Origin of the sequence: Streptococcus sp. 45, assembly GCF_900108865.1 — a bacterium.
GTDB classification, from domain to species: Bacteria; Bacillota; Bacilli; order Lactobacillales; family Streptococcaceae; genus Streptococcus; species Streptococcus ruminicola.
Map to the genome: position 1 here is coordinate 84,188 of NZ_FNXZ01000002.1, position 25,263 is coordinate 109,450.

Annotated in this window: 23 protein-coding genes and 1 riboswitch; of the genes, 21 read left to right on the forward strand and 2 right to left on the reverse strand. The window is 36.7% G+C overall.

Going from position 1 to position 25,263, the window contains the following annotated elements; genetic code table 11:
- Positions 1-5 precede the first annotated feature (5 nt).
- The 7 genes from recN to BMX18_RS04235 all read left to right on the forward strand — a co-directional run bounded on the left by recN (position 6) and on the right by BMX18_RS04235 (position 6,708).
- Positions 6-1,664 carry a DNA repair protein RecN gene (recN, locus tag BMX18_RS04205; protein WP_093815233.1) on the forward strand — a complete coding sequence of 553 codons (1,659 nt, stop codon included), beginning with the start codon at positions 6-8 and terminating at the stop codon, positions 1,662-1,664.
- Between the two features lie 138 nt (positions 1,665-1,802).
- Entirely contained in the window at positions 1,803-2,645 is an 843-nt protein-coding gene (locus BMX18_RS04210; protein WP_039697266.1) for a DegV family protein, read from the forward strand.
- Positions 2,638-3,486 carry an SGNH/GDSL hydrolase family protein gene (locus BMX18_RS04215; protein ID WP_093815235.1) on the forward strand — a complete coding sequence of 283 codons (849 nt, stop codon included), beginning with the start codon at positions 2,638-2,640 and terminating at the stop codon, positions 3,484-3,486. The genes BMX18_RS04210 and BMX18_RS04215 overlap by 8 nt, the downstream gene beginning before the upstream one ends.
- Positions 3,455-4,057, forward strand: a complete 603-nt coding sequence (locus tag BMX18_RS04220; protein WP_039697264.1) for a YpmS family protein — start codon at positions 3,455-3,457, stop codon at positions 4,055-4,057. Before BMX18_RS04215 ends, BMX18_RS04220 begins: the two co-directional genes overlap by 32 nt.
- 94 nt (positions 4,058-4,151) lie before the next feature.
- Positions 4,152-4,427, forward strand: coding sequence for an HU family DNA-binding protein (locus tag BMX18_RS04225; protein ID WP_009853724.1), 276 nt, complete (start codon positions 4,152-4,154; stop codon positions 4,425-4,427).
- A 178-nt stretch (positions 4,428-4,605) separates the two neighbouring features.
- A complete protein-coding gene (locus BMX18_RS04230) occupies positions 4,606-4,803 on the forward strand; it encodes a hypothetical protein (RefSeq protein WP_074559520.1) in 198 nt (65 codons plus the stop codon).
- A gap of 420 nt (positions 4,804-5,223) precedes the next feature.
- Positions 5,224-6,708 (forward strand): peptide MFS transporter, encoded by a 1,485-nt coding sequence (locus BMX18_RS04235; RefSeq protein ID WP_081341867.1) that lies wholly within the window; start codon positions 5,224-5,226, stop codon positions 6,706-6,708.
- 109 nt (positions 6,709-6,817) lie between these two features.
- Here the strand turns inward: BMX18_RS04235 and BMX18_RS04240 are convergent, their stop codons facing one another.
- Positions 6,818-7,753, reverse strand: coding sequence for a dihydroorotate oxidase (locus tag BMX18_RS04240; RefSeq protein ID WP_074601406.1), 936 nt, complete (start codon positions 7,751-7,753; stop codon positions 6,818-6,820).
- A 321-nt stretch (positions 7,754-8,074) separates the two neighbouring features.
- Between BMX18_RS04240 and BMX18_RS04245 the strand changes: the two genes are divergently transcribed.
- The 10 genes from BMX18_RS04245 (at position 8,075) to BMX18_RS04290 (ending at position 18,750) form a co-directional block, all read left to right on the forward strand.
- Positions 8,075-8,389 (forward strand): ArsR/SmtB family transcription factor, encoded by a 315-nt coding sequence (locus tag BMX18_RS04245; protein WP_006531516.1) that lies wholly within the window; start codon positions 8,075-8,077, stop codon positions 8,387-8,389.
- A 2-nt stretch (positions 8,390-8,391) separates the two neighbouring features.
- Positions 8,392-10,275 carry a heavy metal translocating P-type ATPase gene (locus BMX18_RS04250; RefSeq protein WP_093815237.1) on the forward strand — a complete coding sequence of 628 codons (1,884 nt, stop codon included), beginning with the start codon at positions 8,392-8,394 and terminating at the stop codon, positions 10,273-10,275.
- A 372-nt stretch (positions 10,276-10,647) separates the two neighbouring features.
- A complete protein-coding gene (locus BMX18_RS04255; RefSeq protein ID WP_020916409.1) occupies positions 10,648-11,340 on the forward strand; it encodes a phosphoglycerate mutase in 693 nt (230 codons plus the stop codon).
- A 175-nt stretch (positions 11,341-11,515) separates the two neighbouring features.
- Positions 11,516-12,037, forward strand: a complete 522-nt coding sequence (locus BMX18_RS04260; RefSeq protein ID WP_039697260.1) for a transcription repressor NadR — start codon at positions 11,516-11,518, stop codon at positions 12,035-12,037.
- Between the two features lie 176 nt (positions 12,038-12,213).
- Entirely contained in the window at positions 12,214-12,762 is a 549-nt protein-coding gene (locus BMX18_RS04265) for a hypothetical protein (RefSeq protein WP_039697259.1), read from the forward strand.
- A gap of 153 nt (positions 12,763-12,915) precedes the next feature.
- Entirely contained in the window at positions 12,916-14,997 is a 2,082-nt protein-coding gene (gene pbp2b / locus BMX18_RS04270; protein WP_093815239.1) for a penicillin-binding protein PBP2B, read from the forward strand.
- Positions 14,998-15,056: 59 nt separating this feature from the next.
- Positions 15,057-15,653: a recombination mediator RecR gene (recR, locus tag BMX18_RS04275; protein WP_014334442.1), complete on the forward strand. Its 597-nt coding sequence runs from the start codon at positions 15,057-15,059 to the stop codon at positions 15,651-15,653.
- Between the two features lie 104 nt (positions 15,654-15,757).
- Positions 15,758-16,261, forward strand: a complete 504-nt coding sequence (locus BMX18_RS04280; protein WP_050482984.1) for a MarR family winged helix-turn-helix transcriptional regulator — start codon at positions 15,758-15,760, stop codon at positions 16,259-16,261.
- Positions 16,239-17,471, forward strand: coding sequence for an acyl-CoA thioesterase/BAAT N-terminal domain-containing protein (locus BMX18_RS04285; protein WP_180366630.1), 1,233 nt, complete (start codon positions 16,239-16,241; stop codon positions 17,469-17,471). Before BMX18_RS04280 ends, BMX18_RS04285 begins: the two co-directional genes overlap by 23 nt.
- 232 nt (positions 17,472-17,703) lie before the next feature.
- Complete coding sequence (locus BMX18_RS04290; protein WP_093815245.1) at positions 17,704-18,750, forward strand: D-alanine--D-alanine ligase; 1,047 nt, start codon at positions 17,704-17,706, stop codon at positions 18,748-18,750.
- Positions 18,751-18,828: 78 nt separating this feature from the next.
- Here BMX18_RS04290 and BMX18_RS04295 read toward each other — a convergent pair whose 3' ends face one another.
- Entirely contained in the window at positions 18,829-19,386 is a 558-nt protein-coding gene (locus tag BMX18_RS04295) for a folate family ECF transporter S component (RefSeq protein WP_093815247.1), read from the reverse strand.
- Positions 19,387-19,430: 44 nt separating this feature from the next.
- A riboswitch (THF riboswitch) is annotated at positions 19,431-19,521 on the reverse strand.
- 179 nt (positions 19,522-19,700) lie between these two features.
- On the opposite strand from BMX18_RS04295, the gene BMX18_RS04300 reads away from it, so the two are divergent.
- The 4 genes from BMX18_RS04300 (at position 19,701) to BMX18_RS04315 (ending at position 24,939) form a co-directional block, all read left to right on the forward strand.
- Positions 19,701-20,648, forward strand: coding sequence for a bile acid:sodium symporter family protein (locus BMX18_RS04300; protein WP_093815249.1), 948 nt, complete (start codon positions 19,701-19,703; stop codon positions 20,646-20,648).
- Between the two features lie 67 nt (positions 20,649-20,715).
- On the forward strand, positions 20,716-22,080 hold the full coding sequence (murF, locus tag BMX18_RS04305) for a UDP-N-acetylmuramoyl-tripeptide--D-alanyl-D-alanine ligase (RefSeq protein ID WP_093815251.1): 1,365 nt from the start codon (positions 20,716-20,718) through the stop codon (positions 22,078-22,080).
- Positions 22,081-22,090: 10 nt separating this feature from the next.
- The gene (locus tag BMX18_RS09455) at positions 22,091-23,239 is read left to right on the forward strand and encodes a polymerase (protein ID WP_093815253.1); all 1,149 of its coding nucleotides are present in this window, start codon (positions 22,091-22,093) and stop codon (positions 23,237-23,239) included.
- A gap of 155 nt (positions 23,240-23,394) precedes the next feature.
- A complete protein-coding gene (locus BMX18_RS04315; protein ID WP_006531502.1) occupies positions 23,395-24,939 on the forward strand; it encodes a peptide chain release factor 3 in 1,545 nt (514 codons plus the stop codon).
- Positions 24,940-25,263: the final 324 nt, after the last annotated feature.

Here is a 25,263-nt window from a genome sequence, read left to right on the forward strand (position 1 = left end):
GTTCTATGCTTTTAGAAATTTCCATTAAAAATTTTGCCATCATTGAAGAAATCTCATTGACTTTTGAAAATGGCATGACCGTTTTGACGGGTGAAACTGGTGCAGGGAAGTCTATTATTATTGACGCCATGAATCTCATGCTTGGTGCGCGTGCAAGTCTTGATGTCATCCGTCACGGGGCAAATAAAGCTGAAATTGAAGGTCTGTTTTCAGTTGGTGAAAATGCTGCGCTCACGCAAATTCTGGAAGAAAACGGCATTGAAGTTACGGAAGAATTAATTATCCGTCGTGAAATTTTGCAAAATGGTCGATCGATTGGTAGGATTAATGGACAAATGGTTAACCTGACAACGCTTCGTGCTGTTGGTCAATATTTGGTTGATATTCATGGACAACATGACCAAGAAGAATTGATGAAACCAAACATGCATATTCGCATGCTTGATGAGTTTGGAGACGGTCATTTTGCTTCGGTCAAGAAACACTACCAAGACCTTTTTGAACGTTATCGCCGCTTGCGTAAACGTGTTTTAACCAAGCAAAAAAATGAGCAAGAACATAAGGCTCGTATCGAAATGCTGGAATTTCAAATTGCAGAGATTGAAGCAGCTGCCCTAAAATCAGGTGAAGACCAAGTTCTAAACCAAAAACGTGATAAGTTGTTAAATCACAAACATATCGCAGACACATTAACCAATGCTTATGTCATGCTTGATGATGAAGAGTTTTCAAGTTTGTCAAACATTCGTTCAGCGATGAACGACTTGATGACCTTGGAAGAATTCGATGCGGATTACAAAGATATGTCATCAAATGTTTCTGAAGCTTATTATATTTTAGAAGAAGTGACTAAGCACTTAGGTGATGTTATTGATGAGCTAGATTTTGATGCTGGTAGTCTTCAACAAATTGAAGCTCGTTTAGAAGTGATTTACAGCATTACTCGAAAATACGGTGGCAGTGTTGATGATGTTTTGGATTATTACGAGAATATCACTAAAGAGTACAATCTTTTAACTGGAAATGATGAGTCGTCTGATGATATGGAAAAAGAGCTCAAACGCCTGGAAAAAGAATTGATTGTTGCTGCTGAAAATCTCAGCCAAGAACGTCATCGATTAGCTAAAAATTTGGAAGCTGAAATCAAGCAAGAACTGGCTGATTTGTACATGGAAAAGGCTGATTTTCAAGTGCAATTTAGCAAGGGAAAATTCAATCGTGATGGGAATGAAGCTATTGAATTTTACATTTCAACCAATCCTGGAGAAGGTTTCAAGCCTTTGGTTAAGGTAGCCTCTGGTGGTGAAATTTCACGTTTAATGTTGGCTATAAAATCTGCTTTTTCACGTAAAGAAGACAAGACAAGTATTGTCTTTGATGAGGTTGATACAGGAGTTTCTGGACGTGTAGCGCAAGCTATTGCCCAAAAAATCTATAAAATCGGTAGTCACGGGCAAGTTTTGGCGATTTCACACTTGCCACAAGTGATTGCGATTGCGGATTATCAATTCTTTATTGAAAAACGTAGTGATGAAAATACAACTGTTTCAACAGTGCGTTTGTTAAGTGAAGAAGAGCGTGTGGAAGAAATTGCAAAAATGCTTGCTGGTAGTGATATTACGGAAATGGCGCGTGAACAAGCGCGTGAATTGCTAAAGAAATAAAATAGGAGCCCCAGGGCTTCTTTTTTTTTGTCTTCTAAAACCTGGTTGATAAAATGTCCCCCAACTGCTAAAAATTTGGTATAATGGTTGTTAGGATAAATTTTGATATAAAGTTTTGAAAGTATGATAGGATAAAAAATGAGTAAAATTAAAATTGTTACAGATTCATCTTTAACGATTGAACCAGAATTAGTAGAAAAATATGATATTACAGTTGTGCCATTGTCAGTTATGATTGATGGTGTTGTTTATTCTGATAACGACATGAAAGAGGAAGGAAAATTCCTCAACTTGATGCGCAATAGCAAAGAATTACCTAAGACAAGTCAACCCCCTGTTGGTGTGTTTGCAGAAGTTTACGAAAACTTGATGAAAAATGGTGCTGAGCACATTGTTTCAATTCACATCACGCATACACTTTCAGGAACTGTTGAAGCAGCTCGTCAAGGGGCTAACCTTGCTGGAGCGGACGTAACGGTTATCGATTCAACATTTACAGACCAATGTCAAAAATTCCAAGTGGTGCAAGCTGCCAAATTAGCCCAAGAAGGTGCAAGCTTAGAAGAAGTTCTTGCAAAAGTTGAAGAAGTTCGTCAAAAATCAGAACTTTACATTGGTGTTTCAACCCTTGAAAATTTGGTTAAGGGTGGACGTATTGGACGTGTTACAGGTCTTCTCAGCTCACTACTTAACATTCGAGTGGTTATGGAAATGATTGATTGCGAATTGAACACAGTTATCAAAGGTCGTGGTGTTAAAACATTTAACAAATGGCTTGATAGCTTTATTGAGCATGCACAAACATCTGGCAAGAAAGTCGCTGAAATCGGTATTTCATACTGTGGAACGGCTGATATGGCAAATGGCTTTAAAGAAAAGCTGCAAGTTTTGGGTGCTCCAATTGCTGTTTTAGAAACTGGTTCAATCATCCAAACGCACACTGGTGAAGACGCTTTTGCGGTTATGGTACGCTATGAATAAGAAAAAGAATATTTTAACTGGGTTTGCTTTCTTTTTAGCAAGCCTTCTTCTGTTTATCGCCGTTTTTAATATTTTGATTCCAAAATCAGATCAAGAATTAACCAAAAAGGATTTCTTAGCTCAGAAAACAAAGTCATTTCGTTATGTGGCTATCGGTGATTCCTTGACCGAAGGGGTTGGCGATACAACTAATCAAGGTGGTTTTGTCCCAATTCTATCCCAAAGTTTAACAGATACTTATCATTATCAAGTCACACATGATAATTACGGGGTTTCAGGAAACACCAGTAATCAGATTTTGACACGAATGAAAGATAAGCAAGACATCCAAAATTCCTTAGCTAAAGCGGATATGATGACCCTAACCGTTGGGGGAAATGATGTTATGGCCGTCATTCGCAAGCATTTGACGAAATTATCTGTGGCGACCTTTAAAAAGCCTGCCAAATCATATCAAGAACGTTTACGTCAGATTATTGAGCTAGCTCGTTCTGAAAATGAAGATTTGCCAATTTATATTTTGGGAATTTATAATCCTTTTTACTTGAATTTCCCTGAAATGACGGAGATGCAAGAAATTATCAATGATTGGAATGATGCTACTGAGAGCGTGACAAAAGAGTATCATCGTGTTTACTTCGTTCCAATCAATGATCAACTTTATAAAGGAATTGATGGTCAAGAAGGAATTGTGTCAACATCTGGTGACCAAACAACGGTTATCAACGATGCTTTGTTTAGTGGTGACCATTTCCACCCGAATAATATTGGCTATCAAATTATGTCAGACGTAACAATGGAGAAAATCAATGAAACTAAAAACGAATGGAACAAAGACTAACTGGTGGAAGTGGGCGTGTCTCCTCATTTTAGCTATTAATGTGGCTTTTGTGGGAGTGATTGCTAGCCGCTTAATTCAAGTTAGAGAACCAGCAGCACAAACGATTACTTCAAAAAAGGTTAAAAGTGTCAAAGTTGGGACGGTCTCAACGACACGTGAGCAATTGAATGATACGGTTGCTGCTTATTTGAAAGATTATCAAACAAAAAATTCGTCTTATAATGTTTACGCAACTTCATCAGCGATTTTGTTTGAAGGAACTTATACTTTTTTAGGTTATGAAGTACCACTTTATATTTATTTCCAACCAAGTCGCCTAGAATCGGGAGCTATTCAGCTAAAAATCACCTCATTTTCAGTCGGGACATTGACACTGCCTGAATCAGAAGTTTTGAAATACTTAAAATCAAGTGTAGACCTTCCAAATTTTGTGGAAGTTTTGCCAAAAGAGTCTGTTATTAATATCAATATTCAGAGCATAAAAAACGATGCAGGTATCTTTTTGAAAGCGACAACAATCGATCTTGTAGGCGATCAATTTAACTTTGATATTTACAAGAAAAACAGCTAATTAAACGTTTAATACTTGACCTTAAGCCTTTTTTTGGGTATCATAGACTTTGTTAAAGTGTTAACGCTTAGAAATTAATTGGAGGATTTGTTAAATGGCTAACAAACAAGATTTAATCGCTAAAGTTGCAGAAGCAACTGAGCTTACTAAAAAAGATTCAGCAGCAGCTGTAGATGCAGTATTCTCAGCAATCGAAAGCTTCCTTTCTGAAGGCGAAAAAGTTCAATTAATCGGTTTTGGTAACTTTGAAGTTCGCGAACGCGCAGCTCGTAAAGGTCGTAACCCACAAACTGGTGAAGAAATTGAAATTGCAGCTTCAAAAGTACCTGCATTCAAAGCTGGTAAAGCACTTAAAGACGCTGTAAAATAATTACATAGAAAAGAACCTTGTCATATCAACCTTTGTTGAGTCTGGCAAGGCTCTTTTTTTCTTGTAAAGAAGAAAAGTTTTACAGTAATAAGTCAAAGTAATCCATGCTTTTATGTTATAATCGAACATAGAAATATCGTGAACTTACGTGTGATAAATGTAAAGAAAGAGTTAAATCATGGATAAAACACTTTTGTTAGTTGTTATTTTTTTAGGTGCTTTTTCACTTTTTAAGGCTGTGATGTTGATTATGGTTGGACTTGCCATGAAACCAAAAGTTGATGAAAATGGAAATATCATCACTCAAGATCAAGCAGAAGAAGACGATAAAACAAGCCCAGATGAAGACGACAGTGATTTTTGGGATAATTGGTAAAGAATAAGGAAGTTTGGGGTGAGAGCTGATTTCTCAGCCGATTGCGGCTAAGTCAGCAGTGAGTATTTGCTTTTATAATAAAAAAATGTCTAAAGCAGGAAATCTAACTTGCCAAATAAACTAAGTTAATTAAAGCTGGCATATTTTTGACAGTCATTTTCAAAAATTTATTTCCAGATTGTTGAAATGCGTATATTTATTACAATTTTATAAATTGAGAGGCTGAGTATTTTTGACTCAGCCTCTTTAAAAGCCCAAAAATAGCGCCTTTGTGGCGCTATTTTTTTGAGCAAGTCATTTGAAAAAGATGTTGATTTTGAGAGGAATTTGCTGTGATTATATCCATTTTCAAGAATTTACTTAATATTTTAAATAAAATTTCTATTGCCCAAATTAAAAAAAATCTATATAATGGATTGTATGGAAAAAAATAAAGAAAAAACATTTTTTGGACAGCCTAAGGCTTTGTTTACTTTATTCCAAACAGAACTTTGGGAACGATTCTCGTATTATGGAATGCGTGCAATCTTAATTTACTATTTGTACGCATCTGTTACTTCAGCTAACGCAGGGTTAGGACTTCCTAAGCCACAAGCAATGGCTATTGTAAGTATCTATGGAGCTCTTGTATACCTTTCTGGTATTATTGGTGGATGGTTTGCAGACCGCGTCCTTGGCGCATCTCAAACAATCTTTATCGGTGGTATTCTTATTACCCTAGGGCACGTTGTTTTAGCTCTTCCGTTTGGCTTGACGTCTCTTTTCATCTCACTATTCTTGATTATCTTGGGAACAGGGATGTTGAAACCAAACATTTCAAATATGGTTGGTCACTTATATGAACCAGACGATCCTCGTCGTGACACAGGTTTCAATATCTTTGTCATCGGTATCAATATCGGTTCATTGCTTGCTCCTATCGTAGTAGGAACAGTTGGACAAAGTATCAACTATCACTTAGGTTTCTCTCTTGCCGCTATTGGTATGGTATTTGCTCTATTTGTTTATTGGTATGGACGAATGAAGCAATTCCCAGAAATTGGAAACAAACCTTCCAATCCATTAACGACAGCAGAGAAAAAAGGGTTAGCAATCAAATCAGTTATTGGTTTTGTTATCTTAGCTGTTGCTGGAACATTACTTTACCAAGCAAGCCCAGCTAAATTCGTTGATAACGTCATCAATATTCTATCAATGGCTGGTATCTTCATCCCATTTATCTACTTTATCTTGATGTTCGCATCTAAAAAAGTTTCAAGTACAGAACGTAAGCAATTGTTGGCTTACCTTCCATTGTTCTTGTCTTCTATCGTTTTCTGGTTAGTTGAAGAACAAAGTGCGACAGTTATTGCTGTCTGGGGTGAAACTCGTACAAACTTGCATCCAACAATCTTTGGTATTAACCTTTACATTGACCCTTCATGGTATCAATTGCTTAATCCATTGTTCATCGTTATCTTGACACCATTATTTGTTTGGATTTGGAACAAAATGGGTGAACGTCAACCATCAGCGGTTACAAAATTTGGATTAGGATTGTTGTTAACTGGTGTGTCATACATGATCATGGCTTTGCCAGGTATGTTGTATGGAACAAACAACCGTGTAAGCTTTATCTGGTTGGTGGTAATGTTTGCCGTTCAAATGGCTGGTGAGTTGTTAGTTTCTCCAGTAGGTCTATCTGTTTCAACTAGACTTGCACCACTTGCATTCCAATCACAAATGGTTGCACTTTGGTTCTTGGCAGACTCAACTTCACAAGCAGTGAATGCTTTGATTACACCATACTTTACTAAAGACACAGAAGTAGCATTCTTCGGTATCTTAGGACTTGTATGTCTTGGTATTGGTGCTTTGTTGCTACTTATCAAAAAACCAATTTTGAACTTAATGCGTAATAATTAATCTTTTAGGAACTCTTTCTCTTATGAGAAGAGCTTCTATGTCAACTGTAGGAGGTGGCAAATCCTAAAAAGAGTGAGGACAACATGTCCTTGCTCTTTTTGTTTTTTTATTAGTCGATATATTTCAATTTGCCACGGAAGTCTTCTAGGGTTTCATAACCTTTTTCTTCCATGATAGCTTTAAGTTCTTCTGTGATGCGGGCAAAGGCAGCAGGACCTTCTTGGTGAAGAATTGTTCCTAGTTGAACCATACTTGCACCACACAAGATGTGTTCAAATGCGTCACGACCTGATTTGACACCACCAGTTCCAATGATTTGGATAGAAGGATTTAGGCGGTTGTAAAAGGCATGGACATTAGCAAGGGCAGTTGGTTTTACATAATCACCACCGATGCCACCAAAACCATTTTTAGGTTTGATAACAACAGTTTCATCGTCAACCACCAAACCATTTCCGACTGAGTTGATGCAGTTAACGAATGTTAGTGGAAATTGATTGAAGATAGCTGCCGCACGGTCAAAGTGTGCGATGTCAAAATATGGAGGCAGTTTAACTCCAAGAGGTTTTGTAAAGTATGTGAAGATATCTTTTAAAATTCGTTCAGTTGTTTCAAAATCATAAGCGATTTGTGGCTTACCTGGGACATTTGGACAAGAAAGGTTTAGTTCTACAAGTCCTTGGTAGTCAGATTCTTGAACTGTTTTTAAGATAGTATGTGTTTCTTCTTCAGACATACCAACAAGTGACAAGAAGTGATTTTTACTATTTGGTGTGTTTTGGAGTTCAGTAACGTAGTCAAGATAATATTGGAAACCATTGTTTGGTAGTCCCATAGAATTGATTGAACCAAGAGCTGTATCAGCGTAACGCGGTTCGGGATTTCCTGGACGCGCAGCCAATGTTCCAGTTTTTGTGACGAAAGAGCCTGCAGCAGAAGCCTCAATTTCAGCTAATTCTTCTCGAGTCATACAATAAACGCCAGCAGCGTTCATCAAGCAGTTGTCAAAATCGAAAGCTCCAATTTTTGTTGCAGTTGAAACCATAAAGTCCTCCAAAAATCTATTATCACACAATAGTGAATTTTCTGATATTACAAGAAACATTTTACTATTTCAGTAACCTGAAAGCAAGTGTTTTTCCGAACAATCTTAAAAATATTATAAAAAACAGAAAGATTTTGCTTAATTTTGGATACTTTTTGTGTTTTTTCTCTTGTTAATAGACTGAAAAAATGAAAAATACCTCTCGAATTAAACAAAATTAGTTCATGCTTGCATAGTTTTTGTGAAAGTGATAAACTGATTACAGTAGAACATTTGAGTAATTGTTCAAGTGTTTTATAAAAGATATTGGAGATAATTAAGATGATTGAGACTAATGAATCACAAAAATTGCTAAAAGGTGATTTGCTAACGGATGTTTCCAGCTTTTTTAAAGCTCTTGGAAATACGACTCGTTTGCAAATTATTTCTTGTTTAAGCAAGGGAGAGTTAAAATCTAGTGAATTAGCAGAAATTTTAGAGATGACGCCATCAGCGATTTCACATCAGTTGACTATGCTAAAAAATCTCAAGATTGTTTCTGTTCGACGCGAAGGGAAAAATCAGATTTATGCCCTTGCTGATAAGCATATTAGCCAAGTTTTGGAGTCTGTTGTAGAGCATTATCAGGAGGATTAATCATGTCACATAAACATAAAAAGAAGCTCGCTCGCATCTTGCTAGCAGCGCTAGTTTTTCTTGTCGTTTTCCTTGTGGTTCGCTTGAACCATCTGGGCTTAGTAGCTCAAGCTTTTTTATATGCCATTCCATTTTTAATGGCTGGTTATGATGTTTTGAAAAAAGCCTTGGTAAAAATAAGTCAAGGGAAAGTCTTTAGTGAACATTTTTTGATGTCACTAGCGACACTTGGAGCATTTGCTCTTAGTTTTATGACTGGTGAGGCTGAATTTGCCGAAGCAGTATTTGTAATGATTTTCTACCAAGTTGGTGAATTCTTTGAGCATATTGCTGAAGGTAGCAGTGAAAAATCAATTTCAGAACTACTAGATTTGCGACCAAATCTTGTTCATTTGGAAGAAGGTGGTCGAACAGTTGATGTTGATCCGAAAACCTTACAAGAGGGTCAGGTGATTGTGATTCAACCTGGGGAGAAGGTTGCGATTGATGGTATCTTGGTTTCTGGTGAGTCTTCGGTTGATACAGCAGCTTTGACAGGAGAAAGTTTACCGCAAAGTGTTCAGGTTGGTGACCAAGTTCTCTCAGGGATGATTAACATGACTGGTGTGATTCGTGTTAAAGTTTTGCATCGTGTTGAAGATTCTACTTTGAGTAAGATTTTAGATTTGCTTGAAAATTCAACAGCTAATAAGTCAAAGAGCGAACGTTTTATGACTAAGTTTGCAGAAGTTTACACGCCAACGGTAGTTATTGCTGCTTTGATTTTAGCTTTCTTACCGCCAGTATTTTCAGGTGATTTTGTAGGGAATTTTCCAGAGTGGCTGAGCCGTGCGCTGACTTTCCTTGTTATTTCTTGTCCATGTGCTTTGGTCATTTCTATTCCGCTTAGCTTTTTTGGCGGTTTGGGAGCAAGCTCAAAAGCTGGTGTTCTCATTAAAGGCTCAAACTATCTTGAAAGTTTAGCTTCACTTGAAACGTTGCTTTTTGATAAAACAGGGACTTTGACAGAAGGTGTTTTTGAGGTAACAGCTCTTCATTCAGATGATATTAAGAAAGAGCATTTACTACACTTGGCTAGTCACGTGGAACGTTTTTCAAGTCACCCGATTGCTCAATCACTTCGTGAAGCTTATGAGAAAGAAGCAGATGATTGTTCGATTACAGATGTGACTGAAAAATCTGGTTACGGTATTAGTGCTAAGGTAAACGGTCATGATGTGGCTGTCGGAAATACTAAATTTATGGATAGCTTAGGAGCTAAATGGAAAACTTGCCATAAAGTCGGAACGATTGTTCATGTGGCTATTGATGGTGCTTATGCTGGTCATATCGTTATTTCAGATTGCATTAAATCAGATACCAAGGAAGCTCTGGAACAACTTAAAAAAGCTGGTGTGAAAAATCTTGTCATGTTAACGGGAGACCGTCACGAAGTAGCTGAAAAAATTGCTGATGACTTGTCAATGACAGATTACAAAGCGGAGCTATTGCCAGCTGATAAGGTCAGTGAACTGGAAGGCTATTTGTTGAAAAAATCTCCTCGTGCCACAGTTGGATTTGTTGGTGATGGCATTAATGATGCTCCTGTATTAGCTAGAGCTGATATTGGTATCGCCATGGGGGGGCTTGGTAGTGATGTTGCCATTGAAGCAGCAGATGTTGTTGTTATGAATGACCATTTGTCAAAAATTGCGCAGGCTATCAAGATTGCACGTCAGACAATCACTATCGCTAGAGAAAATATTATCTTTTCAATCGGTATCAAAGTTTTAGTCTTGATACTCGCTAGTCTAGGCTTAGCTAATATGTGGTTAGCTATTTTCGCTGACGTTGGTGTGACAGTACTTGCGACCTTGAATGCCATGCGAACAATGAAATTGACATAGAAAATTTTTTGAATTATAATAGCCTTAATCATATAGAAAGCTACCATTTTCGTTAGAAAGTGGGGTGGTATGACTGCTTTTGAATCTCTCTTTTTGAGAATCGATTGCTGGTCATGCCATTTTTTATTTTGAAAAAAATGAGAGTAAACGGTTGGTAAAGGCAGACTCTTTTACAGAAAATTAGCAATTATACTAGCTTTTTTAGAGCTTTTTGGGTAGAATAGTAAGAGTAAACGACTTTTGTCGTAATAATAATTGGTTAAAATGCTGAGCCAAAAATAGTTTAATGATTTGCCATTCTGGTAAGGGTTAAGATCTATTTTTCGCTGTGTATTTATAGCCTTTGGACTATTTTAAAGGAGACTTTATCTAATGGTAAAATTAGTGTTTGCACGTCACGGGCAATCTGAATGGAACAAAGCTAACCTTTTCACTGGTTGGGCTGACGTTGACCTTACAGAAGAAGGTACTAAACAAGCTACTGAAGCTGGTAAATTGATCAAAGAAGCAGGAATCGAATTCGATGTTGCTTTCACTTCGGTTCTTAAACGTGCTATCAAAACAACTAACCTTGCTCTTGAAGCTTCTGACCAACTTTGGGTTCCAGTTGAAAAATCATGGCGCTTGAACGAACGTCACTACGGTGGTTTGACTGGTCAAAACAAAGCTGAAGCTGCTGAAAAATGGGGTGACGAACAAGTTCACATCTGGCGTCGTTCATACGATGTATTGCCACCAGCTATGGCTAAAGACGATCAATACTCAGCACACACTGACCGTCGTTACGCTAACCTTGATGACAAAGTTGTTCCAGATGCAGAAAACTTGAAAGTTACTTTGGAACGTGCCCTTCCATTCTGGGAAGATAAAATCGCTCCAGCTCTTAAAGATGGTAAAAACGTCTTTGTAGGTGCTCACGGTAACTCAATCCGCGCTCTTGTAAAACACATCAAACAATTGTCAGATGACGAAATTATGGATGTAGAAATCCCTAACTTCCCACCACTTGTATTCGAATTTGATGAAAAATTGAACGTTACTGACGAATACTTCTTGGGTAAATAATCTGATAAGAGATTATAAGGCGTAAAGCCCTTGATATGAAAGCATTCTAGGCTAGTCCCTAGGGTGCTTTTTTTGAATTTGGTACCCTTTTTGTTATCAGTTCGGAGAAATTCTGTTTTCGTTCAATTTGTGGTATGATTAGTAGTAAGTATTATATTTTGTAAAGGGGGCTTTTATGAAAGCAGCAGAACGCCGTCAAAAAATTATTGATATTTTGAGTCAGACGCAAGTTCCCATTTCAGCAAGTGTTTTAGCAGGTCAACTTGGTGTGAGTCGCCAAATTATTGTAGGAGATGTGGCTTTGTTGAGAGCAGCTAATCATGATGTCATTTCTACGCCACGAGGTTATGTCTTATCTCAGGCACTTTACTCACACCAGTTTATCGGGAAAATTGCTTGTCAACACGGTCCAGAGCATACTAAAGAAGAATTGGAGAGTGTCATCTCAAAAGGTGGCATTATGGTTGATGTGGAAGTTGAACATCCAATTTATGGGATGCTGACAGCACCTCTTAATATCAAAAGTCAGGAAGATATTGATAACTTTATGGAGAAGGTTGAACATTCAAATGCTACACTCCTTTCATCTTTAACGGATGGTATTCATACACATACCTTGTCATGTCATTCAAAAGATGAATTTGAAGAAATCAAATCTGACTTGTCTGATAAGGGCTTGCTTTTGAAATCAAATTAAAACAGCTACAGGTGTCTTGACACCTGTTCTTTTTTTCTTTATAATAGGCTAGGTCAGTTAGCTACTTTCAAAAAAACGTGTGTATTGCTTGTTAGTTAATTGATTAAAGCTATCGTCATACCTGAGTGATAATTGGGGATCATTCAGGTATTATCATATATAAAAGGAGTTGTCATATGAGACGTCATCAAACTAAGTCTCTTGCTTTTACAGCTATTTTAGTTGCCTTTGGGATTTTAATTCCTATGGTTATGCCGGTTAAGGTTGTCATCGGTCCAGCTTCATTTACACTAGCTAGTCACGTGCCTGTCTTTATGGCTATGTTCATTTCACCACAAGTGGCTGTTTTAGTCGCTTTGGGAACAAGTCTTGGATTCTTGTTAGCTGGTTTTCCAATTGTCATCGTTTTGCGAGCTGTATCACATTTGTTGTTTGCAGTCGTTGGTGCTGTCATGATTAAAAAGCGCCCAACCTTGCTTGAAAAGCCAGTTTTGACATTTGGATTAGCTATTTTCTTAAATATTTTACATGGTTTAGCAGAATTCATCGTTGTTCTTGCTTTAACAGCTGGTGCACATACAGGAGCAGCTTATATTTGGTCTTTGGTAGGCTTGATTGGGTTAGGTTCTCTCGTTCATGGAACAATTGATTTTTACATTGCGTATTTCCTTTGGAAATTCTTACGTGATAAAGTTGGCGTTGATTTTTCAGTTGATGCTAAATAGAGTGAAAGGAGTGTTAAATCACTCCTTTTTTGGTGTTCTTTTTTTCTTGAAAAGTGGGGATGTAAAAAAGTGAAAAGTTTTACATTTTGTGTCACTCTCTTTTAAGTAAATTGTGATAAAATATAAAACGAAGCTTTTAATTGTGAGGAAAGAATGTCAGTTAAGAAGAGATTGAGCAAAATCAAAATTGCCAAAAAAACAACCAGTATTACAAAACGTATTTATTTGATTTTTGCAGTTATCGTCGTCTTATTTTCAATTATTATTTTAAGATTGGCACAGATGCAAATTTTAAATAAATCTTTTTACGATGATAAGTTAAATTCATCAACTACCTACAAGGTAACGTCCTCAAGTCCTCGTGGTCAAATTTTTGATGCCGCAGGCAATCTATTAGTATCAAATAATGTTAAACAGGTCGTTGCTTTCACACGTAGTAATACCATCACTGCTGAGGAAATGAAAAACTTGGCAAAAACGCTATCGACCTTGGTTGATTTTACAGAAACAAATGTTACAACACGTCAGAAAAAAGATTATTATTTAGCTGATTCAGACACTTATGCTAAGGTAGTCAAGAGTCTTCCAAATAATCAAAAATATGATAATTATGGTAATAACTTAACAGAATCAAAAGTTTACGCCAATGCTGTCAAGGCTGTAACAGATGATGAGATTAATTATTCAGAAGACGAATTGAAGTTGGTGTACATTTTCAGTCAGATGAATGCTGCCTCAACTTTCAGTACGGTTAACTTGACGACTGGTGATTTGACAGACGAGCAAATTGCTTATATCACAGCTAATCGTTCAAAATTATCAGGTATTTCAATTGCGACTGATTGGGATCGTCAAACATCAACAGGTTCTCTATCAACCCTTATTGGTACAGTTTCTTCAAAACAATCAGGTTTGCCAGCTGAAGAGGCAGAAGAATATCTAGCTAAAGGTTATTCGATGAATGACCGTGTCGGAACATCTTATCTTGAAAAAGCTTATGAAGATGATTTGCAAGGAACACACACAGTTCGTGAAATCACTACCGATAAGAATGGTAACGTTGTGGCAGATGATGTTACTAGCGAAGGTAAAGCTGGTAAGAATTTGAAGTTGACTGTTAACTCTGATTTTCAATCAGGTGTTGAAAATATTTTGAATCAGTATTACGGAGCTTCAATTGCTGCTGGTTTTGCTACTTATTCTGAAGGGGCTTATGCGGTGGCTTTGAATCCTAAGACAGGTGCTATTTTAGCCATGGCAGGTTTGTCACATGAAACTGGTTCGTCAACAACAACTCTAGACGCTCTTGGAACAATTAATGACCTCTTTGTTCCAGGGTCAGTTGTCAAAGCTGCAACTATCAGTTCAGGTTGGGAAAATAATGCGATTTCTGGTAACCAAGTCATTGCCGACCAGTCAATCAATCTTGCTGGCTCTCCAGCCATTAAGTCGTGGTTCACAGGTAGTGGGGCAACGAATATCACAGCTGTTCAAGCCCTTGAGTACTCTTCAAATACTTACATGGTTCAAGTAGCACTTAAAATGATGGGGCAAGAATATTATTCTGGAATGGCACTTGCCACAACTGGAACAAAAGAAGCTATGGAAGAACTTCGTGCTACCTATGCCGAATATGGTTTAGGAACAAGCACTGGAATGGATTTGCCAGAAACAACGACTGGTTACCTCTCAGAAGATTACAGCCCTGGTAATGTCTTAACAGAAGCCTTCGGTCAGTACGATTCTTACACACCAATGCAACTTGCTCAGTACGCTGCAACAGTCGCAAATGGTGGTAACCGTGTTGCGCCACACATTGTCGATAGTGTTTATGATAATGATGGCACAACAGGACTTGGCAACTTGTCTAAAACGATTGATACTAATGTTTTAAACAAAGTTAATATTTCAAGCGATGAAATGGCTCTTCTTCAACAAGGTTTCTATCAAGTGGTAAATAGTACAAGTGGTTATGCTACTGGTACTCACATGCGTGGAAATGTCACTATCGCTGGTAAAACAGGTACTGCTGAAACTTATGCTATTGACGCCAATGGTAATGCAGTGACAACAGTTAACTTGAGTGTTCTTGCTTACGATTACTCAAAAAATGATGATTCTAAAATTGCGGTTGCGGTTATCATCCCTCACTTGACAAGTGATGATAATCACCCTAACCAATTAATTGCGCGTGACATTATTAACTTGTACATGTCAACATACGCTAATAAATAAAAAAGAAGTTCGAGTCGGCGAAGGTCGGCTCGTGACTTTATCAGAAGAAAGGAGAAAAAATGCTTTATCCAACACCGATTGCAAAGCTAATTGATAGTTTTACAAAGTTACCAGGAATTGGGATTAAAACGGCGACGCGTTTGGCCTTTTACACGATTGGTATGTCTGATGAAGACGTGAATGAATTTGCTAAAAACTTGTTGGCTGCAAAACGAGAATTAACTTATTGTTCAGTGTGCGGGAATTTGACTGATGAAGATCCTTGCCAAATTTGTAATGATCAGACACGTGATCGTTCAGTGATTTTGGTGGTTGAGGATTCAAAAGATGTCTCAGCTATGGAAAAAATCCAAGAATATCACGGACTTTATCATGTCTTACACGGGCTTATTTCACCGATGAATGGTGTCGGTCCTGATGATATTAATTTGAAGTCATTGATTACACGTTTGATGGATAGTGAGGTTAGTGAGGTTATTATTGCAACCAACGCCACCGCAGATGGTGAAGCAACATCTATGTATATCTCACGTGTCCTAAAACCTGCAGGAATCAAAGTAACACGCTTGGCGCGTGGATTAGCGGTAGGTTCAGATATCGAATATGCCGATGAAGTTACCCTACTTCGTGCCATCGAAAACCGAACAGAATTGTAGATAAGAAAGCAACTTTTATTTTGAAGTTGCTTTTTTGCTTGTATATTTTTTTTAAACATAGTAAACTTTTGTTAAGTTACTTAACAAAAGAGATGAGGAAAATTTTGGAAAATATTAATAAACATCTGTCTGCTTTTATTAAAAGTTATAACCGTTTAGAAAAAAGACAGCACAAAATGGAAAAGTATCCAGAACTATCTATAACTGAGGTTCATTTTTTGGTATTTATTGCTAAAGAAAAGCCAAAATATCTATCCGAGATAGCTAGAAAAAAGAAAATTTCTAGAAGTGCAGTTACTCAGATGGTTAATAAACTAAGTGAAAAAGGTTTTTTAATGAAAGAAACGAAAAATAAAACTTCCAATACTCATTCACTATATTTAACGAATACTGGGTGTGACGTCGTCCAACAACATGATTTGCAACAAAGCTACTTAGAAAAAGAAATTTATAGTATTTTAGCTTCCTATTCAGCAGAATTTTTAAATGAGGTTTTAGAATTGATGAAAACTATTGAAAATGTATGGGAAAGTACAAATAATCATGATTACTGGAAGGGAGATGAGGAAGTTAGTGAAGAAAACGATCAAAATAAATTTGAAGAGTGAAAGTCTATTAGCTGATGATAAATTCGATATTATGATTAATCAATTAAAACCAAATCAGATTATTGATGTTCATATGACCTTACTGGATTATTATAATATTAATGCGCCGATGAGAATAGGTTCTGAAACACCTTGGTATGCTTGGGCAAAATATCAAGCTGACGATAATGGGGTAGTTTCTGTTAATAATTGTATATCTCTAGAAGGAAATTATATAGGTAAAATTGATATGGGATTATTTTTTTCTTGTAGACCTTTAAAATCAAAGAAAAATCATTTGTTGGAAGACGTTAGGGATATTCCTGTTTATGACAGTTTTTATGTAAAAATTGAAATTTTTTCTAAAAGTAAAAAAATAGCTGAAAAAATCTTCAAACGCTATTATCAGTTACCAGAGATTTCGCATGAAACGATTATTTCTTCAAAATATCAAGCAAGATTATTTTATCCTAGCAATGCTCAAAATTTACCAGCAATCATTGTATTTAGTGGTAGTGATGGTCGAATAGAAAAAGCACAAAATATAGCTCAGTTGTTGGCAAGTAGAGGTTTTGTAACTTTAGCGGTTGCTTATTTTGGTCTTAGGGGAATAAGCAGGTATTTGGATCGAATACCTTTGGAAATTGTAAAGGAAAATTTAGATTATTTAGCCAATTTAGACATTGTAGATGAAAATAGAATTGGTTTATATGGTCGTTCTAAAGGTGCGGAGTTATCTTTGGTTGCAGCAAGTCTTTTTTCACAATTTAGGTGCCTTGTTGTCAATTCCCCCTCTTGTGCCATATTAGAAGGTTTAAAAGGCAGGATAAATTCTAAACACTCTTCTTGGACATATCAGAATAAAGAACTACCTTATACAAAATTTAGTATCAGAGAATTTTTTAAAGAAAAATTTTTAGGACAAAAGTTTAGCGATTATGAACTCAGTAGCTTGATTAAGGCGAAAGAGATAGGAGCTAATGTATTAATGATAGGTGAGAAATCTGATGAAATTTGGAATACAGAGTTTTCAATAAAGCTATTAGAGAAGCAGTTGCAGAAGAGAAAAAATGGATTGGTAAAGTCTATTTTATTGAACAATGGAGGTCATATGCTAACAATTGCTTATCAACCTAATCAGCGATACACTAATATTTTAAAAGAGAATTTGTTATCAGATTCTGTTATTTCTTGGAAAGCAACAATAGATTTTTTTAAGAATTATTTGTAAAAGTATCTTATTTGCACCCCCTCACCCTTTGTCATCTTTTCTTCCATCTAATGCCCAATCTTGTTTGAAAGGCGGCATCTTTTGTGGTATGATAATTAGGAAATTGTAATAGAAAAGGAATTGAACTTGAACTGAGATTTTGCTTATTTTGTGAGGTTTCTTGGTTCGATGAAAAATGTTATTAAGTGTATTAAAACTTAGTACCTTTTTTCTGTTCAGGTAATTAAAGTTTATGGCAAAAGAAACGCTTGTTTTACTTTATGGTGGACGTTCTGCGGAACGTGAAGTATCTGTTTTATCAGCTGAAAGCGTCATGCGTGCGATTAATTATGATAAATTCTTTGTGAAAACTTACTTCATCACAAAATCTGGTGATTTTATTAAAACACAAGAATTCTTTAGCAAACCTGCTGATGATGAAAAATTGATGACTAACGACACAGTTGTTGAAAGTCAAAAAATTAAACCAAGTGATATTTATGAACCTGGCGCAGTAGTATTCCCAGTTCTTCACGGACCAATGGGTGAAGATGGTTCTGTCCAAGGTTTCCTTGAAGTTCTTAAAATGCCTTATGTTGGAACTAACATTTTGTCATCAAGTGTTGCAATGGACAAAATTTCAACAAAACATGTCCTTGAATCTGCAGGAGTTCCACTTGTTCCTTACGTGACTTATGTTGAAGGTTCTAATCTTGATGAAGCAGTAGCAGAAGTTAATGAAAAATTGACTTATCCAGTCTTTGTTAAACCAGCTAACATGGGTTCTTCAGTAGGTATTTCAAAAGCTGAAGACGAAGCAGCTCTTCGCACTGCTATTGATTTTGCTCTTAAATATGATAGCCGTATTCTTATCGAAACTGGTGTTAACGCTCGAGAAATCGAAGTTGGTATTTTGGGAAATGCTGACGTGAAGACAACACTTCCTGGTGAAGTTGTTAAAGACGTTGCTTTCTACGATTACGATGCTAAATACATCGATAACAAAATTACCATGGATATTCCAGCTCATATTGATAGCGACATTATGGAAGAAATGCGTGGCTATGCAACAACAGCTTTCCGTGCTATCGGCGGCTGTGGTTTGTCACGTTGTGATTTCTTCTTGACAGAAGACGGTCATGTTTACCTTAACGAATTGAACACAATGCCTGGTTTCACACAATGGTCAATGTATCCACTTCTTTGGGAAAACATGGGACTTGCTTACTCAGATTTGATTGAAAAATTGGTTGAGCTGGCTAAAGAGATGTTTGAAAAACGCGAAAGCCATTTGATTTAAAAATGAAAAGCACCGTTAGGTGCTTTTTTGCTGCAAAAAAATACCTCAGAGATGGGATAACTCTCTGAGGTTTTTGATTTATAAATTAGCAAGCTTGCGTAGTTCAGGGGTGCGCTGCAACCTTGGAACAACAAGCATGATGACGATAATACGAATTGGAATTTCAAAGATTTTTAACCAGCGACCTGCTAGATATTGTGCCCAAAATGGAACGTGAAAATAAATCTGAACAAGCAGTGGTGTGAAGATAAAAGTACTAATCAGCATGGTAACAAGTACTGCCAGAGTGACGTGAAGCCAATCTTTTTTATTTGACCATTTGAGCTCTTTTCCATAGAAGAAAAGTCCATAAAAAAATCCTTGAACAGCTTCCATCAAAGTCCACCAGATAATAAAGTTTCCTTGACCGCTTAAGAGATTATCAACGACATCAAGGATGGCAAAACTAATAAATCCCCAAATAGGACCAGCAACCATTCCGATAATAGCATTGACAATGAAAGTAAAGCTTATGACCAATTGTTCTGGAATAACTGGAATAGAAAACTTTCCAACAATGAATGCCAGTGCAATTAGCATAGCTAGGGTCACGAGTCGCTTTGATGTGAGTTTTGGTGTTTGAAAAATGTTTTTCATTTTTTGCTCCTTTTTACATTTGAAAACTGGAGCTGTTAAAAAATAACAGCGGATGCAACGATTCACCGCGCAAATTGCTTCGTTGTGTGACGACATCCCATTCACACACACTTAACGCGAATCATCTACTCTGTGTAAGGTTTTATCTCCTTACAGGTTTATTGTATCACAAAAAAGATTCTTTTGAATATGACTTGGAAAATAAATGAAAATGATTACGTAAAAAGATTAAAAATTCTGAAAATAGTCGTATAATGAAGCTGTAAAAATCAAAGGCTTTACTTAGAAAATGCTTTTTAGTTAAGGAGAAAATGATGGAAAAACTAACTGATTTTTCAAGACAACTTAGTAAATGGTTCACCTTAGTTGTCATTATTTGGGCTTTCTTTAATTATTTCTTACCTCAGACCAGTATCTGGGTTATCCCTAATACATCGTATCTATTGGGAGTTATTCTTTTTGGAATGGGACTGACACTGAAGACTGAAGATTTTATTCGTATTTCTAAACGTCCAATTCCTGTTGTTTTAGGTACAGTGGCACATTATATTATTATGCCGAGTCTAGCTTGGCTCTTATGTCATATGTTTCATTTAACAGGAGCAACGGCAGCGGGTGTTATTTTAGTTGGGTCTTGTCCTAGTGGAACATCTTCTAGTGTAATGGCTTTTTTATCAGGGGGAGATGTTGCTTTGGATGTTTCTATTGAAATTCTTTCAACACTTCTAGCACCGATTATGCTTCCTTTATTGTTATCGATTTTAGCAGGGCAATTTATTGCTGTACCAGCAGTTAGCCTTTTTCTTTCAACTTTAAGAATTGTTGTTGTGCCAATCATTTTAGGGGTGTTAGTTCATACGCTTTTAGGTAAAAAAATTAATACCATTATTCAGTTGATGCCTCTAATCTCGCAAGTAGCGATTCTTTTGATTATTGGAGCTGTTGTTTCTGCTAACCATGCTAATATTTTTACGACTGCAACAGCGCTAGTTATTCCGGTTGTTATGCTACATAATTTATGTGGTTATGGTCTTGGTTTTGCCTTTTCAAAACTTCTTCATTTGAAAGAGCCACAACAAAAAGCTATTACATTTGAGGTGGGAATGCAGGACTCAAGTTTAGGTGCAACTTTAGCAATGAAGTATTTTGTTCCGCAAGCAGCTATTCCTTCAACAATTTTTTCAATTTGGCATAATATTTCTGGTTCAATTTTATCTTCATGGTGGAAGAATCATTCTAAGGTCCATAAGGAAAATGCTTGAGAGCACTTTATTTTGTGATATAATAAGAGGAGCCAAAAGGCTCTTTTTATAATGGAGATAATAAAAAATGAAACTTAATTTACATGAAGTCGCCAAAGTTGTTGGCGCAAAGAACACTATTTCGGATTTTGATGACGTTCCTCTGAGACAAATTGAATTTGACAGTCGCAAGATTGAAAAAGGCGATTTGTTCTTACCCCTAAAGGGTGCGCGTGATGGACATGACTTTATTGAAACAGCTTTTGAAAATGGTGCTGTTGCAACTTTTTCAGAGCGCGAAGTAGAAGGTCATCCTTATATTTTAGTTGACGATTGTTTAGAAGCTTTCCAAGCTCTAGCAAGTTATTATCTTGAAAAACAACGCGTTGATGTGATTGCAGTAACAGGGTCAAATGGTAAAACAACGACCAAAGACATGATTGCTGCGGTACTTTCAACAGAATATAAAACATACAAAACACAAGGTAACTACAATAATGAAATTGGCTTACCTTATACAGCGCTTCATATGCCTGATGACACAGAAAAAATTGTCCTTGAAATGGGACAAGATCACATGGGTGATATTCATCTCTTGTCTGAACTGGCTAAGCCACACATCGGTGTTGTGACTTTGATTGGTGAGGCTCACTTGGAATTCTTTGGTAGCCGTGAGAAAATTGCCAAAGGTAAACTTCAAATCGTTGACGGTATGGACTCAGATGGTATTTTGATTGCACCAGCTGACTCAATCGTTGATCCTTACTTACCAGAAAGTCAAATGGTTATCCGTTTCGGTGATGGTGCTGAGATTTTTGTCAAAGATTTGCAAGAAAGCAAAGACTCACTTACTTTTACGACAAATGTGATTGACCGTCCGATTACACTTCCTGTTCCAGGAAAATACAATGCGACAAATGCTATGGTGGCAGCTTATGTTGGTAAGTTATTGGCGATTTCAGATGATGACATTGTTGAAGCCTTAGAAAACATTGAATTGACACGTAACCGTACAGAATGGAAAAAAGCAGCTAATGGTGCAGATATTCTGTCAGATGTCTACAATGCTAACCCAACAGCAATGCGTTTGATTTTAGAAACATTCTCTAAAATTCCTGCTAATGAAGGCGGTAAAAAAATCGCTGTGCTTGCTGATATGAAAGAATTAGGTGAGCAATCTGTTGAACTTCACAAGCGTATGATTATGAGCTTGTCACCGGAAACACTAGATACACTCATTTTCTACGGTGAAGACATTGCTGAACTGGCACAACTTGCTAGTCAAATGTTCCCACTAGGTAAAGTCTATTACTTTAAGAAAACAGCTGATGAAGATCAATTTGATGACATGCTAAAAACAGTTCAAACAGTTTTACAACCAGCTGACCAAATCTTACTGAAAGGTAGTAATTCAATGCATCTCGCTAAAGTTGTAGAAGCATTGGAAAACTAGTGAGGTGGAGATGGTAGAGAAAAGTGTTAGGGAGGGAAATAAAGACTCGGTTATTATCTACCGAGCGTTGTATTTCCTTGAATGTTGTATTTTATTTTTAGCGTGGTTTTTAAAACGTTATCCATTTCCACAACAGGTCTTCTTGTTTATGTCTAGCCTGTCAATTATTGGTGGATTTGCTATTTATTTATGGAACTTCCGTCGAACGGGCTTTTCACTTGATAAAATTTTAGCTGGGGTTTTCGCGCTTGCTTTTATGATTCTATTGCCAGCATCAAGTTACCTTGATACGGCAATTGATGATTTAAGTATGATTGTTTTCTTCTTACTATCAGTAAGTGTTGATAAAGATGATGATAATTTAATCACCGCACTTTTTTATTTCAAGCTAGTCGTGGCTATTATGGTTTTATTGGCTTACAATGGCCATCTTATTCACGATGTCTCTGGAATAAGACCACATACAGATATTGTAAGACATTCTTATGGCTTTATGCATCCAAATTCTCTTGGAATGTTCTTCATTACTCTAATTTATGATTTTTCACTGCTTAGAAAACCTTATCGCTTTGTCAGTGGTCTAATCATGTTACTAGCTGCTTTGCTTATTTTTTCGGTGACGGATTCAAGAACATCATTTTTCATTGCACTTGGTATTATCTTGTGTTATTTCTTGAAACCAATGTTATCGAAAATTAAAGTTTCAGGATATGTTATCATGCCATTTGTTATAGGAATGTTTGCACTTGGCCTTGCTTTACCGAGATATTTTACACCAGATAATCCTATCTTTGTCACATTGAACCATCTATTTACTGGAAGAACTGGCATCGGTCATGCGTATCTAGAGCAATTTGGTCTCAATTGGATGCCAAGAAATATTCCAACATTTACAGAGATTAACGGTGTTCCAATGTATGATGATAGTTTCTATGTTGATGCACTTTTGCGTCAGGGAATCATTCTTTTTTGCATGTATCCAATCTTTTTGTTGGTTCAGTTAAAAGGGAAAAAATTCACACTTTTCCATAGTTTACTTTTCTTGTTGACATTCTTTATTGGTACTATGGAACATTATGGAGCAAGTGTTGAAATCTGCACTATCTTATTGCTGAATTATTTTGCGGTTTCTGGTGATAAGCTAGAGGAGAAATATTGAAATAGCGTTTAATTTTCGTTATAATAATAGAGTTATGGGAGTCCATGGCTCTATTTTTGTATTGCAGTGAAAAAGGAGTGGACCAATGTAGCCACTATAATCGTTAATGAGTGATACGTTTTTAAAGAGATAATTAAGATTAATAAGGAAATAAAATGACAATTCAAGATGACATTAAAAAACGTCGTACATTTGCCATCATCAGTCACCCGGATGCTGGTAAAACGACAATTACAGAGCAATTACTTTATTTTGGTGGAGAAATCCGTGAAGCAGGTACCGTAAAAGGTAAAAAAACTGGTAACTTTGCTAAATCTGACTGGATGGATATCGAAAAACAACGTGGTATCTCTGTTACATCATCAGTGATGCAATTTGACTACGCTGGTAAACGCGTGAATATCCTTGATACGCCAGGGCACGAGGACTTCTCTGAAGATACTTATCGTACTCTTATGGCCGTGGATGCTGCGGTTATGGTTGTCGATTCAGCCAAAGGTATCGAAGCACAGACTAAAAAATTATTTGAAGTTGTAAAACACCGTAACATTCCAGTTTTCACTTTTATTAACAAACTTGACCGTGATGGTCGTGAACCACTTGACCTTTTGGAAGAATTGGAAGAAGTACTTGGTATTGCAAGTTATCCAATGAACTGGCCAATCGGTATGGGAAAATCATTCGAAGGGCTTTACGACTTGTACAACAAACGTTTGGAACTTTATAAAGGTGATGAACGTTTTGCGGACTTGGAAGAAGGGGATAAACTTTTTGCTAACAACCCATTCTATCAACAAGTTTTGGAAGATGTTGAGTTACTAGAAGAAGCAGGAAATGAATTCTCAGAAGAAGCTATCTTATCTGGTGATTTGACACCAGTATTCTTCGGTTCTGCCCTTACAAACTTCGGTGTGCAAACTTTCCTAGATACTTTCTTGAAATTTGCTCCAGAACCACATGGTCACAAAACAACTGAAGGTAATGAAATCGATCCTTACGATAAAGATTTCTCAGGATTTGTCTTCAAAATCCAAGCTAATATGGACCCACGTCACCGTGACCGTATTGCCTTTGTTCGTATCGTATCAGGTGAATTTGAACGTGGAATGAGCGTTAACCTAGCACGTACGAAAAAATCAGTGAAATTATCAAACGTGACTCAATTTATGGCTGAATCACGTGAAAATGTTGAAAATGCCGTTGCTGGTGATATTATCGGGGTTTACGATACAGGAACTTACCAAGTTGGTGATACCTTGACTGTTGGTAAAAACAAATTTGAATTTGAACCACTACCAACCTTCACACCAGAATTGTTCATGAAAGTTGCTGCTAAAAACGTCATGAAACAAAAATCATTCCATAAAGGGATTGAACAATTGGTACAAGAAGGGGCTATCCAATTGTACAAAAACTACCAAACAGGCGAATACATGCTTGGTGCGGTAGGTCAATTGCAGTTTGAAGTTTTCAAACACCGTATGGAAAATGAATACAACGCTGAAGTTGTCATGACGCCAATGGGTAAAAAGACTGTTCGTTGGATTAAACCAGAAGATCTTGATGAACGCATGTCTTCAAGCCGAAATATTTTGGCTAAAGACCGCTTCGACCAACCCGTTTTCCTTTTCGAAAACGACTTTGCACTTCGTTGGTTTGCGGATAAATACCCAGATGTTGATTTGGAAGAAAAAATGTAATAATAAAAAGTCTGAGCATTGCTCAGGCTTTTTTGGTTATTAGCATAAAAAAACAGCTCTGACGAATCAGAGCTGTTTCCTTGAGATTATGAAAAAGAAAAGTTTTAGGATGTTTACATTTTATCTGTTATACCTTAAAGAAAACTTAAAAATCGTCAAAAAAAGCGCCAATAACTTTTTTACAGAATATTTAAATAATTGACACTATGAAAACGTGTTAATCATATTAAATGAAACTGTTTCCTATCTTTTTGACCTAGAATGTGTTACACTAGTTAAGTTGTTAAACAACGAAACTAAAGTTTAATAAGGCAGCTTCGCACT